The sequence below is a fragment of the Photobacterium proteolyticum genome, assembly GCF_001939735.1.
Classification (GTDB): domain Bacteria; phylum Pseudomonadota; class Gammaproteobacteria; order Enterobacterales; family Vibrionaceae; genus Photobacterium; species Photobacterium proteolyticum.
The window spans coordinates 116,993-130,574 of sequence record NZ_MJIL01000076.1; the positions used below are offsets into that span (position 1 = coordinate 116,993).

Consider the following 13,582-nt stretch of genomic DNA (forward strand, 5'->3'; position numbering starts at 1 on the left):
AACACTGAACATAATAGGCTAGCTTGGCCGCGTTGCGCTGTCTTAGTTTCGATACTGATTCTGAATAAATAGCCAGCTACAAAAACTATTTGCTTGGTATACACTTGGCAAAAAATCAAAAGGATTTAACCATGAAAAAAAATGCACTTATAACCGGGGCTAACCGAGGTGTCGGCCTCGCACTGGTGAAGGCCTACCTGTCGGCAGGCTGGCGAGTCTATGCCTGCTGCCGCCATACCGTCGATGCAGCTGAGCTTCAGCAGCTTCAGGCCAATAACACCGCCCTGACCTTGCACCAACTGGATGTCACAGACTATCAGGCAGTAGCAGCACTAAGCCAGGAAATGACCGATGTCCCCCTCGACCTGCTTATCAACAATGCCGGATACTACGGCCCCAAAGGCTATGGCTTTGGTAACACCGATCTCGATGAGTGGCGAAAGGTACTCGAGATAAATACCATCGCACCACTGAAACTGGCCGAGTCTTTCTACCCTCAACTCTTAGCCAAGCAGCCCGGTATCATCGCCAACCTCTCGTCCAAGGTTGGAAGTATGACCGAAAATACCAGCGGCGGCGGTTATATCTATCGCTCTTCCAAAGCGGCACTTAATTCCGTGGCCAAGAGCCTGTCAAACGATTTGTCACCGCAGGGGATCATCTCGGTTGCCCTTCACCTAGGTTGGGTACAAACAGAGATGGGCGGGCCTAATGCCCTTATCACACCCGATGCTTCAGCCGCCGGGCTAAAGCAGGTGCTAGACCAATTAACCTTGGAAGACTCCGGATCATTTATTGATTTTCAGGGACAGCAACTTCCTTGGTAGCGCTCACTGAACAAGATACTACGCCCAGCGTTCTCCAGGCCCCCCTCCGAGCCTGGAGCCCCCATAACAACGCCATATCACCGTAATCCACTGATTGATATATAATAAACATTCCACCACAATGGCCAACCAACCTGACACAATCCCCCACACACACTAAAAATCGGTGTGTTTTGAGTCGCAAATTTATAAATCTGCCCAACTTTCTAATCATAATGCGGGCTTGGTGCCTAGCTTTATTTCTGTGATTGATAAAAATAAGTGCTCAACGACTTAACTCTCACACGGACAACCTGTATTGACCCAAACTGAACGGTTAGACAATTTTTATCAACGCATCCTTGAGCAATGGGGGAAGGCCCATGGACTTCGCACTGTCTGCGAACTCACCTGCCGAAACCTAAGCGAAAGCTTCTCGGCCTACCGGGCCCAGCTGGTCGTTGCCTACAAATCGCGATGGAAAATTCTTCTCGAAATGAATGACACCGGGATCCACTACCAATTCCCGCCCGTCGACATTTCTGACCGTAACAGTATTCCATTCTTCCAGGTAACCAGGGCTATTCGTCAACGTACGCCCAGAGTTGAACTACGTGACGGCTACGCGCGCTTATGCCTGCCGCTGGAGCGACGTTCCCATATCATCGGTTGCCTTATCGTCGATTTTCCGGAGCATTCAATCACAGAAGGCAGTGAATTCTCTTTCCTGGCTGCCCTCATGGCCTCTGAGCTCGATGCCTGCCTACTGAGCGAAAGTATTCAGGATGAACATGACGGTCGCCGCTCTGCTGAGCGTGAACTGCAGATCAGCCAGCAAGAGCAGCAACTGCTCAAAGAGCAGCTCCAGGCGCTGCACGATATTTCATTCAAACTCTGGCGCGCCGGTTCTATGGATAATATGCTTTTTACCGCCGTCGATGAGGCAAAAAATCTGCTGCTCATCGACCGCATGGCTATCTTTCTGTTTAAAGGGAAGAACCGCATGCAAGGCACGTACGGCACAGATATTCACGGCAAGACGGTGAACGAGCATTATTTCGAGGAAGAAATACCGGATCTATGGTTTACCAAAATTAACAAAGACTACCGGCGCAAAGAGTACCTGGCCATTGAAGAAAATACGCCGCTTTTCCATGAGCTCAAGCAGGTTGGATTTGGCTGGAGCGCCTATATTTCGCTATGGGACGAAGACACCCCGGTAGGCTGGATTGCCTGTGACAACCTGTTAACCGGCACTCCACTCCATAACTACCATCAGCAACTGCTAAAACAATTTGGTTTCATCGTTTCGCAGCATCTTGTCCGCCGTCAGGCAGAAGAAAATCTGATCAACCTGAACAAAGAGCTTGAGCAGCGGGTATCTGACCGTACCGCTGAGCTGGAAAAGGTAAACCGAAAATTAGAGAAGATATCCCGGCTTGATCCGCTCACCTCGGTGCCCAATCGCCGGGTCTTCGATAGAAGGATTAACGAAGAGTGGCGTCGCGCCGAACGCCACCAGCTTCCGCTTTCCCTGCTGATCATCGATGTCGACCTGTTTAAGGCCTATAACGACAGCTACGGTCACGCCGCTGGTGACCAGTGCCTGAAAATCATTGCCAACACCTTGGCAACGCTGGAAAAACGAGCCGGAGCCCTCTTTGCACGCTACGGCGGGGAAGAGTTTGTACTGCTGCTTCCGGGCCAGGACAAAAGTGCAGCCCGTTACGCCGCCCAACGCGCTATTCATGCAATACGTGAGCTGCAGCTACCCCGCAGCAAGGGGGTCAGCAGCTCACCAGACATAGTTACCATCAGCATCGGGATCAGCACGACAGTTCCCTCTGTGCAAAGTTCCCCCGGCGAGTTTTTCAAGCAGGCCGATGGGGCACTATATGAAGCCAAGTCGCTGGGGCGCAATCAGTATTACGAACATGCTTAGTCGGCTTTCTTTCGTGGCTTGCGTTTCGCTCCCGCCCGGCTGCTACTGGTCTTAGTGCCAGTTCTGCCTCCTCCCTTGCTGCCTTTGCTGTAACGCCGCTTCTTGCCGCCTTTAAAAGGCTCCGGTGATTTCAGCTCTCGCAAACTCGGGGGGACCTCGCTATGTTTCACTTTCTCCATGATCTGCTGGACCCGTTCCTGCAGTGCATCCATAAACGGCTGATAGGCACATTTCTTCTCCGCCATATCCTGCAACTGATGCTCCCAGTGCGCCGTCATGTCCGGATACGTTGACTCATCGGGAAGCGCATAAACGAGCCCCCGGCCAGCCTCAGTGGCATGAATGCTCTTGCCCTGCCGTGTTAGTAACTGACGTTTGAACAAAATATCAAGGATCCCGGCACGGGTGGCCTCGGTCCCCAACCCGTCGGTATCACGGAGGATTTTTTTCAGTGACGGATCTGATACGAACCGGGCGATACCTGTCATTGCCTGCAACAATGTCGCTTCGGTAAATGCTTTGGGCGGCTCTGTCATTTTGTCCTTTATTTCACCGTCCTGGCAGGTCAGTACCGTACCTTTGTCAAGCGGTGGAACCTTGTCGGCCAGGTCCTGTTCACTGGTCGAGTCCTCTCGTCCCAGCAACTCTCGCCAACCCGCACTCATCAACTGACGTCCTTTGGCCACAAACATCCCACCCGCAATGGTAAAGACTAGTTTCGCCTCACTATAGACAGCTGCTGGATAGAACTGCATCAGGTACTGTCTGGCGATAAGCTGGTAGATTTTATACTCCCCGGCGCTCAGCGCATTGCTGTTTACTGCCTTGGGAGTCGGGATGATTGCATGGTGGGCATCCACCTTCTTATCGTTCCATGCCTTGGATTTTTGTGAAGTATTGGCACCTTCAACGGCCGAGCTAAGCTCTGCGGCAGTCTTGGCTATGGCCTGACATACCTCATCCGCCTGCCTGAAGTGATCCAGTGGCAGGTACCGGCAATCTGAACGCGGATAAGTGATGACTTTGTGCTTTTCATAGAGCGACTGACAGGTCGCCAGCACATCGGCCGCGCTCATGCCGAATCGCTTGGCGGCATCGATCTGCAGCGCCGACAACGAATACGGCAAAGGCGCAGACTGGCGCGTTTCCTTACGCTCTGATTCGGTTACCTCTGCAGGCTGACCCTTTATGCGGTTAACGACGTTTTCACACAGCTTCCGGTTCAGTACCCGTCCGTCTTCATCCTGCCACGGCTTGCATGCCTCACTGGGTACCCAGCGGGCGCGGATCATATTGTCCTGATAGGGGATCAGGGCAAACAACTCATAAAATGGCTTGGGAACAAAATTGGCAATTTCATCATCCCGTCGCGTTACCAGCCCCAATACGGGAGTCTGAACCCGGCCAACCGATAAAACGCCCCGGTATCCTCCTTTCTGCCCCAGCAAGGTATAGGCTCGGGTCATATTCATCCCATACAGCCAGTCTGCCCGCGAACGGGCCAACGCCGAAACCGACAGCGGAATGAAGTCGCGGTTGCTTCGCATCTTGCCCAGTGCCCGTTTCACGGCTGCCGGGTTAAGATCGGAAATCAGCAAACGTTGCATGCTGGCTTTCTTGTTCGCAGCGAGCTTAATATAGTCCATCACCTCATCAACCAGCAGCTGCCCTTCCCTGTCCGGGTCGCCGGCATGGACAACCTCGGTAGCCTGCTTGGCCAACTTGCGGACAACGCTCAGCTGTTGCTTTGCCGTCTTCCTCGGCACCAGTTGCCATTGCTGTGGCACAATCGGCAAATCGGCCATATTCCACTTCTTGTATTTTCCGTCATAGGCATCGGGTTCGACCTGCTCGAGCAGGTGGCCGATACACCACGTCACAATATCGCCATTTCCAACTTCGATATAACCGTTGTTGTTTTTATGGGGGCGCGGCAATACCGCAGCGATGGCTCGGCCTAAGCTTGGTTTTTCAGCAATATATAGACGGGTCATGAAAATTGTTGGCTAGTTCTTAGTAACACGAACTATAGAGAAAAGCAGAATAAAGGACAAGAAAACACTGGATATAAATACAGGACCAGAAACGAGAAGCAAGAAGCGAGGACAGTATCCCCGCTTCTCATCACATGTTTACGCCGTTTTATCAACCAACCAGGCTTTTACCTCATCGTATTCGCCGCGGAAGACAATACGATCAGCTTTTTTGCTGAGCTGATAGGTATACATAGGATCGTAATATTGCTCCAGCAAGGGCTTGAGCCAGCCTTCATGGCCGTCCAGCGAGCCCGAGCTTTGCATCAGGCGAACCGCATCTTGCTGTACCTGCAGCAATTGCTCATAACGCTCTAGACCGAGGCGCTTGCGAATACTGAACATCCCACGCTCCAAGTACTCGGCAAAACGTGTCCAGCCCAGCTCCTCACCGTAGTGAGCAACAAAATCCCGCTGCATCCTCACTACATAGTCATCCATCAAGCGAGCCAGACGCACATCGAGTGGATCATCAACAATAGCAATCGGTGCCTCTTGCATCGCTGCATGAATAGGTAAAGGAACACTGACCGAGCCGATAATTTTCCCTTCGTCCTCAAGAACAAACTGATTGATACCAAGCGCCTGTTTTTTCAGCATTGACACAGCCAGTACATTCTCAAAATCAATCTGGGTTCGCTGTTCGGTCACATAACGTCCGAACGAGGAGCCACGGTGGTTGGCCGCGCCTTCCAGATCAAGGCCGTTTTTCAACTCGTTGACCATGATGGTTTTGCCACAGCCGGTGTTACCGCCAATCAGGGTCATCGGCTGCTGGGCAACCTGCTCGATGGTATCAATCAGGAAGCGTCGCAATGCCTTGTAGCCACCCACGACTCGCGGATACTCAATACCAGCCTCTTTCAGCCACTGCTGGGTGATCTGGGAGCGCAAGCCGCCTCGGAAGCAGTAGAGATAACCATCGGGGTTCGCTTCGCAGAAAGCTTTCCACTGGGCAATACGCTCGGCTTTAATATCACCATGAACCAGCTTGTGGCCAAGCGCAATTGCAGCCTCCTGGCCTTGTTCTTTATAACAGATACCGACAGCCTCACGCTCGCTATCTTGCATCAAAGGACGGTTTACCGATGTCGGAAAGGCACCCTGTTCAAACTCAACCGGGGCACGCAGATCCATTAACGGGGTATCATTGACAAATAACTGTCGAAAATCTTCGCAATTCGGACGTGACATTAACAAATCTCAATCAAGGTAGTATCGCCATCAGCCGGTAGCAATTCACCAATTGCATTTAGCTCAATGCCGTGGCGCTCGGCAACAGCCTGAACCTCAGCTTCGGCTTCCGGGCTCACAGCCAACAGCAGCCCGCCAGATGTTTGCGGATCACATAGCAACGCTTTTTGCTGCTCGCTCATGTTACCCAGGCGATGGCCGTAGCTATCAAAGTTACGTCCCGTACCACCCGGTACACAACCCTGCTCGATATAATCAAACACACCCGGTAGGTGCGGGATCTGATCAAACCATACTTTTGCCTTTAACTCGCTGCCTTCACAAATTTCGTTCAGGTGGCCCATCAGGCCAAAGCCGGTCACATCCGTCATAGCTCTAACGCCTGCAACATCGGCAAAATCTGCACCCGGCTTGTTCAGCTTGCACATCCAGTCACGCGCCAGTCCCTGGTGCTGATCGGCTAGCTTGGATTTTTTCTCGGCCGTGGTCAGTACACCGATCCCCAGCGGCTTAGTCAGATACAGCTTGCACCCGGCTTCGGCCTGATTATTTCGCTTTACGCGATCGGTATCGACAATACCCGTTACGGCAAGGCCAAAGATAGGCTCCGGCGCATCAATAGAGTGTCCGCCAGCTAGGGAAATCCCTGCCTCACGACATACCGAACGACCACCTTCAATCACCTGCTGGGCAATCTCTGGAGCCAGCACATTGACCGGCCAGCCAAGGATAGCGATTGCCATGATCGGCTTACCGCCCATCGCATAGATATCACTGATGGCATTCGTGGCAGCAATGCGGCCAAAATCGAATGGGTTATCGACAATCGGCATGAAGAAATCAGTGGTACTGATCACCGAACTGCCATTGCCGAGATCATAAACGGCAGCATCATCCTTGCTTTCATTTCCCACCAGCAGGTTAGGATCCGAGAATGGGGCGAGTTGAGTTCGGAGAATAGTATCAAGAACTTGAGGGGATATTTTACAGCCGCATCCTGCGCCGTGGCTGTATTGTGTAAGGCGGACATTTTCCATGACACGCTCCGGAATAATAACAAGAGCAGAGAATTCTACTCCGGCGGTCAAACCCTGTCACCTCTCTGGATCAATAAAGAGGGGAAACTGATGGAGTATCAGCTTCCCGATAAACGATTTATAGCGTTCCGCACCTGAACAAGCTTCAAGTGAGCCTAGAGGTATTCAACAAACTGGCCCAGATCTCGCTCAGAGACTTTTGCCGCGCGGCAGCCCGGCGTACCAATATATAAAAATCCGACAATCTGGTCATCGCCTTGTACGCCCAATGCCTCACGCACGACCGGATGATAGGCCCATTTGCCGGTGCGCCAGAAGCCGGAAAAACCCTGCGCTACCGCCGCCATCTGCATTGCCTGAGCAGCGCAACCTGCCGACAGGTGTTGCTCAATCACCGGCACCTTCTCGTGCTCGGTCACTTTAGCAACCACAGTGATCACCATCGGGGCGCGAAACGGAGCTCTCGCGGCTTTTTCAATGGTCGCCTCGTCGACACCATCAGCTTTCGCCGCTTCCACCAAAATATCCGCCAGCTTATTCAGGCCTTCGCCATGCGAAACGATAAATCGCCATGGCGTCAATCCGGCATGATCCGGTGCTCGCAGGCCGGCCCGGAAGATATTTTCCAGCACCTCACCCTGCGGAGCCGGTTCCATCAGCTTGGGTAACGAACGACGATTTAACAATAATGATAGAGCATCCATAACAACCTCATGATGATAATAATTATTGTTTTACAATATCATAAATACTGTACAGTAAAACCGTAGAAATAGTAGGGGGAAGGAGTTGAGAGGGGGTTCGCAACCAGCCCCGAATATCACGGCACTGGCTGCTTAGCTTACTAACTTTCTTATAGTTTCGCGGCCAGCTCGATACCCTGGCGGATTACCCGCTTGGCATCAACCTCCCCTGCAACATCGGCACCGCCAATGACATGCACATTGACATTCATCGCCTTTAACTTGTCGGACAACACCTCCACCGAGGTTTGACCGGCACAGAGCACGATATTGTCGACCTCCAGCAGGCGGGGCTGACCTTCGACCGTAATATGCAAACCCTGATCATCAATCTTGTCGTAGCTGACGCCACTGAGCAACTCCACACCGCGCTTTTCCAGTACCTTGCGATGAATCCACCCTGTGGTGCGTCCCGGTCCCTTACCGACTTTGCCCGGCTTACGCTGCATGAGCCACACCTGGCGCTGACTGACATACTCATCATGGGGATACAGGCCACCGGCATGCTCAATCGACTTGTCGACGCCCCAGTCCTGAAGCCAGCTGTCGAGATCCTGATTTTCCGGCTCCGTCAGCATGGTAGAGACATCCACACCGATGCCGCCAGCACCGATAACGGCAACTTTCTGACCAAGCTGTACCTTATCTCGGATCAACGTCTGGTAGTCGATCACTTTTTCATGATTCACACCCGGGATCTTCGGGTTTCGCGGCTGAACCCCGGTTGCAACGATCACTTCGTCATAGCCTTTAAGCTCATCGGCATCGACAGGATGACTCAGCTTGACGTTAACGCCGGTCTGTTCCAGGCGGCGGGTAAAGTAACGAATCGTTTCCTTGAACTCTTCCTTACCCGGTATTTGCATGGCCAGATTAAACTGACCACCGACATGGTCGTTCTTCTCAAACAAATCAACCTCGAAGCCGCGCTCAGCAGCTGCAACTGCGGTTGCCATCCCAGCCGGTCCCGCCCCGACGATAGCCACACGTCGCTGCTTAGCCGTTGGCGTCAGCACCAGCTCGGTTTCGTAACAGGCCTGCGGGTTGACCAGGCAACTGGCACGCTTGCCGACAAACACATGATCCAGGCACGCCTGATTACAGCCAATACAGGTATTGATATCGTCTGCACGATCTTGCTCTGCTTTGACCACAAAGTCCGGATCGGCAAGAAACGGCCTTGCCATCGACACCATATCGGCTTGCTGCGAGGACAATATATCTTCGGCAACCTGGGGAGTATTGATCCGGTTACAGGTCACCAACGGAATATTGACTTCACTCTTGAGCTTCTCGGTCACCCAGGTAAATGCCGCACGCGGAACCTGCGTCGCAATAGTCGGCACCCGGGCTTCGTGCCAGCCGATACCGGTATTTAGAATCGTCACACCGGCCGCTTCGAGCTCCTTCGCAAGCTGGACCACTTCCTCATGAGTACTGCCCTGCTCGACCAAATCCAGCATCGACAGACGGAAAATGATAATGAAGTCTCGCCCGACACGCTTGCGAACCGCCTTTACCACTTCAACTGGAAAACGAATACGGTTTTCATAACTTCCGCCCCATTCATCATAGCGATGGTTGGAACGCTTACAGATAAACTGGTTAATCAGGTATCCTTCCGAGCCCATCAGCTCAACACCGTCATAACCCGCTTCGCGCGCAAGCTCGGAACTACGCGCAAAAGCCTCAATCGTCTTGTTGATCTGGCGGTTACTCATCTTGCTCGGGGTAAACTTTGAAATTGGCGCGCGAATGGCTGAAGCACTCACGGCAAACGGATGCATCGCATAGCGACCGGCATGCAAAAGCTGCAAGGCTATCTTGCCGCCTTCTTCATGAACAGCATCAGTGATAACCCTGTGAGCCCGGGCAGCGCGCGCCGAACTGAACTCGGCACTCAGTGGATGCAGCCTGCCACGGAAATTCGGCGAGAAACCGCCGGTGACAATCAACCCGACCCCACCTCGAGCTCGGGCTGCATAGAAAGCGGAAAGTTTCTTGAAGCCGTCTCGCGACTCTTCAAGGCCAGTGTGCATAGATCCCATTAACACACGGTTACGTAACTGAGTGAAACCAAGATCTAGGGGCGCTAACAAATGAGGGTAAGATTTATCGTCCATGGCTTCCATTCTTTTGTTGTTATGGTCTGACCAGTATATTAACTGCTCAAACTTTTATCAAACACTTGTTTACATTATTACAACATCCACCACCAAATGTAGTAACTCACAACCCAACAATCTAAGCTGAAATTTACTTACAACAACCGTTGAAGCACGCAATACTTAAGGGAAGGAATACATTGTAAACAAGGATTATTACTGTAATTCCTTGTTTACTAAGTTAGGATAGAAACAATACCGATCGCATCATCAGGAACGTTCATGAAAGTGGTACTCAAAGGAATTGGAAAACTATTCCGAGCTATCTGGAAACTGATCAGTTTCACCCGGCAGCTGATACTTAATCTGATTTTTTTATTTGTTATCGGCCTGCTTTTCTTCGCATTTAACCAGAGCGGAGAGCAACCGGCACTACCCAAAGAAGCCGCATTGGTGCTGGATTTATCTGGCCCGATCGTCGAACAGCGCACCTACATTAACCCGATTGACCAATTGGCCAGCAATGCCCTGGGCCAGGCGCCCGTACAAGAAAATGTACTCTTCGATATTGTTGATACTATCCGCGCCGCTTCAACAGATAACCGCATCACGGGCCTGGTATTGAACCTGAAAGGAATGGCCGAGACCAACCTGACCAAGCTACGCTACATTGCCAAGGCCGTCGAGGAATTCAAGCAAGCGGGCAAACCTGTCTATGCGGTAGGTGACAACTACAAACAGAGCCAGTACTACCTCTCTAGCTATGCAGACAAAATCTTCATGTCACCAGATGGCGGCGTGTTACTGACAGGCTACGGCAGCTATACCCTGTACTACAAAAGCCTGCTCGAAAAGCTCGATGTCAACACCCATGTATTTAGGGTCGGCACCTATAAATCTTTCGTTGAACCCTATACCCGAAACGGTATGTCAGCACAGGCACGCGAAGCCAATACTGTATGGCTAAACCAGCTATGGGGCGCGTACACGGCGGATGTTGCCAAGAATCGCCACATCGACGCTGCTGCCCTGACGCCGGAACTTGGCCAGTTCGTCAAGCAGCTCAAGGCGGTAAACGGTGATTTTGCCAAACTGAGCATGGAAATGGGACTGGTTGACGAGCTCACCAACCGCCCGCAGCTAAACCAAAAAATGATTGAACAGTTTGGCAGTGACGGTGAAAACAGCTTTAACCAGATCAGTTACTACGATTACCAGCCAACGCTGTTCAATAACGATCTGCCAAGTCCGAACCAAGTTGCCGTCGTTGTAGCCAGCGGGGCAATTGTGGACGGACAACAGCGTCAAGGCACTGTCGGCGGCGACTCGACAGCGGCTCTGCTGCGCGAAGCTCGCCTTGATGACGAAGTCAAAGCCGTTATTCTGCGCGTCGACAGCCCTGGCGGCAGCGCCTTTGCCTCCGAGGTGATCCGCAGCGAAGTCGATGCCCTGAAACTGGCCGGAAAACCAGTTGTTGTTTCAATGTCCAGCCTGGCCGCTTCCGGGGGCTACTGGATTTCATCCAGTGCCGACAAGATCCTGGCCCAGCCAACGACGATCACCGGCTCTATCGGGATCTTTGCCATCCTGACAACCTTCGAGAAGGGACTGGAAAAGATGGGCGTATATAGCGACGGAGTCGGTACCACACCATTCTCTGGTGTCGGTGTGACCCGTGAGCTGCCAGAGGGCGTAGCCGAAGTCTTCCAGCTCGGCGTCGAGCATGGCTACCAGCGCTTTATCGGCCTTGTCAGCCAGTATCGCAATATGTCACTGGCACAGGCCGACAAGATTGCCCAGGGACGAGTTTGGACCGGTCACGACGCCCTAGAGCTCGGGTTGGTTGATCAACTGGGTGATTTTGATGACGCTATCGCCGCTGCTGTTGAGCTTGCCAAGCTAGACAGCTACGAACTTCGCTGGATGGAAGAGCCACTCAGCCCGGCCGAGTTGCTGTTGCAGGAGTTTGCCTCCGAGGCAAGCACCAAACTGGCGACCATGGTATTTGGCCAGGTGCCTGCGGCGCTCCGGCCTGTTACGCAACAAGTTGTAACAGACTTCACAACGCTAAGTAACTTTAACGATCCAAAAGGACAATATGCTTTCTGCCTGAACTGCAGCAATATTGAAAAGTGAGATCAGCCCGGCACATGCCGGGCTTTTTTTACTGTGCGTTAACCGTATAATGCGGCCACCAACCCGAAATGTCTGTACCCGATTATGGAAAGAAAACATATTTACATTGCTTACACCGGCGGCACCATTGGTATGCAGAAGTCAGACCATGGATACATCCCTGTTGCGGGCTTTATGCAGAAGCAGCTGGAAAGCATGCCTGAATTCCATCGTCCAGAAATGCCGAGGTTTACGATTCACGAGTACGAGCCTCTTATCGACTCATCAGATATGACGCCAGCGGACTGGCAGCGCATTGCAGATGATATCAAGGCAAACTACGACAAATATGACGGTTTTGTCATTCTTCATGGTACGGACACCATGGCATATACCGCCTCGGCACTGTCGTTTATGTTTGAAAATCTGGACAAGCCTGTCATTGTTACCGGCTCTCAAATTCCACTGGCCGAACTGCGTTCCGATGGCCAGAGCAACTTGCTGAATTCTCTTCACATCGCGGCGAACTACCCGATCAATGAAGTCACTGTTTTCTTCAACAATAAGTTGATCCGTGGTAACCGCAGTACCAAGGCCCATGCTGACGGCTTTGGTGCCTTTATTTCGCCGAACCTGCCACCACTGTTGGAAGCCGGTATCAATATTCAGCTCAATAATGTCGAGCTAAGTAAGCAGCCTGAAGGCAAGTTTAAAGTACATGCGATCACACCACAGCCAATTGGCGTGATCACCATGTACCCGGGGATCTCTCCGGAAGTTATCCGTAATACCTTACGTCAGCCGGTCAATGCCATGATTCTGCTAACGTTTGGTGTGGGTAATGCGCCACAAAACCCAGACCTTCTTGCCCAGTTGAAGGAAGCAACCGAACGCGGTGTCATTGTGATGAACCTGACACAGTGCCTATCCGGAAAAGTGAACATGGGTGGCTATGCCACGGGATGTGCCTTGGCTGATGCCGGCGTACTCAGTGGTTATGACATGACCCCTGAAGCAACTCTTGCCAAGCTACATTACCTGCTCAGTCAGGATCTACCGATAGAAACAGTACGTAGTATGATGCAGCAAGATTTACGTGGTGAGCTGACGCACTAACTGTTCGTCTCGCCAAACAACTATTGTTACCGACTACAGCCCTGGCCTTTGACCAGGGCTTTTTTCATCAGGCAAGCTTGTACGACTACACTTCAGTGAACCCGTTAGGTTCACCTTTGGTAGGAATCTCCTTCAAACCGTGTGGGCCTTTGTCAGCAATATTTGCAGGCAGCTCACCGGCTAGCTCATACACCAGCAAACTTGCCTTTGCCAGATCATCACAGGGAGCCAGCTCGACCTGGCTGCAATCGACACCGGCCAGCTGCTCGTAAAGCACTTCCAGCGCCGCATCGGCAGGCGATGATGCATCTGCCGCTCCCTGAAACTCTCCCATTCCGCAAAATACCGCATACCTCATGGCTTCCTCCTGAATCGTGACACGATACAGTTTGGTTTAAATGTAGTTCTCACATCGCAGACATCAAGCGGTCCCTCAGCCAGAACACCTCCTAATACTTTATCTCGGCTACACTTTATAACAATTACGTCTA

Annotated in this window: 10 protein-coding genes; 4 read left to right on the top strand and 6 right to left on the bottom strand. The window is 52.0% G+C overall.

Translation table 11 applies throughout. From position 1 onward, the window contains the following. Positions 1-131 precede the first annotated feature (131 nt). Positions 132-827, top strand: coding sequence for an SDR family oxidoreductase (locus BIT28_RS14430; RefSeq protein WP_075764873.1), 696 nt, complete (start codon positions 132-134; stop codon positions 825-827). Positions 828-1,125: 298 nt separating this feature from the next. Further along, the gene (locus BIT28_RS14435; RefSeq protein ID WP_075764875.1) at positions 1,126-2,748 is read left to right on the top strand and encodes a GGDEF domain-containing protein; all 1,623 of its coding nucleotides are present in this window, start codon (positions 1,126-1,128) and stop codon (positions 2,746-2,748) included. Here the strand turns inward: BIT28_RS14435 and BIT28_RS14440 are convergent. The 5 genes from BIT28_RS14440 to BIT28_RS14460 form a co-directional block, all read right to left on the bottom strand. Then, positions 2,745-4,742 carry a DNA topoisomerase III gene (locus BIT28_RS14440; RefSeq protein ID WP_075764877.1) on the bottom strand — a complete coding sequence of 666 codons (1,998 nt, stop codon included), beginning with the start codon at positions 4,740-4,742 and terminating at the stop codon, positions 2,745-2,747. The two genes, BIT28_RS14435 and BIT28_RS14440, sit on opposite strands and share 4 nt — an antisense overlap. A gap of 138 nt (positions 4,743-4,880) precedes the next feature. Further along, positions 4,881-5,975, bottom strand: coding sequence for a tRNA 2-selenouridine(34) synthase MnmH (gene mnmH, locus BIT28_RS14445; protein WP_075764879.1), 1,095 nt, complete (start codon positions 5,973-5,975; stop codon positions 4,881-4,883). After that, complete coding sequence (gene selD, locus BIT28_RS14450) at positions 5,975-7,012, bottom strand: selenide, water dikinase SelD (RefSeq protein WP_075764881.1); 1,038 nt, start codon at positions 7,010-7,012, stop codon at positions 5,975-5,977. The genes mnmH and selD overlap by 1 nt, the downstream gene beginning before the upstream one ends. A 155-nt stretch (positions 7,013-7,167) precedes the next feature. Then, complete coding sequence (locus BIT28_RS14455; protein ID WP_075764883.1) at positions 7,168-7,716, bottom strand: NAD(P)H nitroreductase; 549 nt, start codon at positions 7,714-7,716, stop codon at positions 7,168-7,170. Positions 7,717-7,865: 149 nt separating this feature from the next. Next, positions 7,866-9,878, bottom strand: a complete 2,013-nt coding sequence (locus BIT28_RS14460; RefSeq protein WP_075764885.1) for an NADPH-dependent 2,4-dienoyl-CoA reductase — start codon at positions 9,876-9,878, stop codon at positions 7,866-7,868. Between the two features lie 264 nt (positions 9,879-10,142). Between BIT28_RS14460 and sppA the strand changes: the two genes are divergently transcribed. Together sppA and ansA are read left to right on the top strand one after the other, a co-directional pair. Beyond that, entirely contained in the window at positions 10,143-11,996 is a 1,854-nt protein-coding gene (sppA, locus tag BIT28_RS14465) for a signal peptide peptidase SppA (RefSeq protein WP_075764888.1), read from the top strand. A gap of 84 nt (positions 11,997-12,080) precedes the next feature. Continuing rightward, a complete protein-coding gene (gene ansA / locus BIT28_RS14470; RefSeq protein WP_075764890.1) occupies positions 12,081-13,091 on the top strand; it encodes an asparaginase in 1,011 nt (336 codons plus the stop codon). Positions 13,092-13,176: 85 nt separating this feature from the next. Here the strand turns inward: ansA and BIT28_RS14475 are convergent, their stop codons facing one another. Beyond that, complete coding sequence (locus tag BIT28_RS14475) at positions 13,177-13,449, bottom strand: hypothetical protein (protein WP_139310476.1); 273 nt, start codon at positions 13,447-13,449, stop codon at positions 13,177-13,179. Positions 13,450-13,582: the final 133 nt, after the last annotated feature.

What these genes read in the sequence shown, in the direction of transcription:
- BIT28_RS14430 (WP_075764873.1), top strand. Translation starts at nt 132, where the DNA reads ATGAAAAAAAATGCACTTATAACCGGGGCTAACCGAGGTGTCGGCCTC.
- BIT28_RS14475 (WP_139310476.1), bottom strand. Translation starts at nt 13,449, where the DNA reads ATGAGGTATGCGGTATTTTGCGGAATGGGAGAGTTTCAGGGAGCGGCA.
- BIT28_RS14460 (WP_075764885.1), bottom strand. Translation starts at nt 9,878, where the DNA reads ATGGACGATAAATCTTACCCTCATTTGTTAGCGCCCCTAGATCTTGGT.
- mnmH (WP_075764879.1), bottom strand. Translation starts at nt 5,975, where the DNA reads ATGTCACGTCCGAATTGCGAAGATTTTCGACAGTTATTTGTCAATGAT.
- BIT28_RS14455 (WP_075764883.1), bottom strand. Translation starts at nt 7,716, where the DNA reads ATGGATGCTCTATCATTATTGTTAAATCGTCGTTCGTTACCCAAGCTG.
- ansA (WP_075764890.1), top strand. Translation starts at nt 12,081, where the DNA reads ATGGAAAGAAAACATATTTACATTGCTTACACCGGCGGCACCATTGGT.
- sppA (WP_075764888.1), top strand. Translation starts at nt 10,143, where the DNA reads ATGAAAGTGGTACTCAAAGGAATTGGAAAACTATTCCGAGCTATCTGG.
- BIT28_RS14440 (WP_075764877.1), bottom strand. Translation starts at nt 4,742, where the DNA reads ATGACCCGTCTATATATTGCTGAAAAACCAAGCTTAGGCCGAGCCATC.
- selD (WP_075764881.1), bottom strand. Translation starts at nt 7,012, where the DNA reads ATGGAAAATGTCCGCCTTACACAATACAGCCACGGCGCAGGATGCGGC.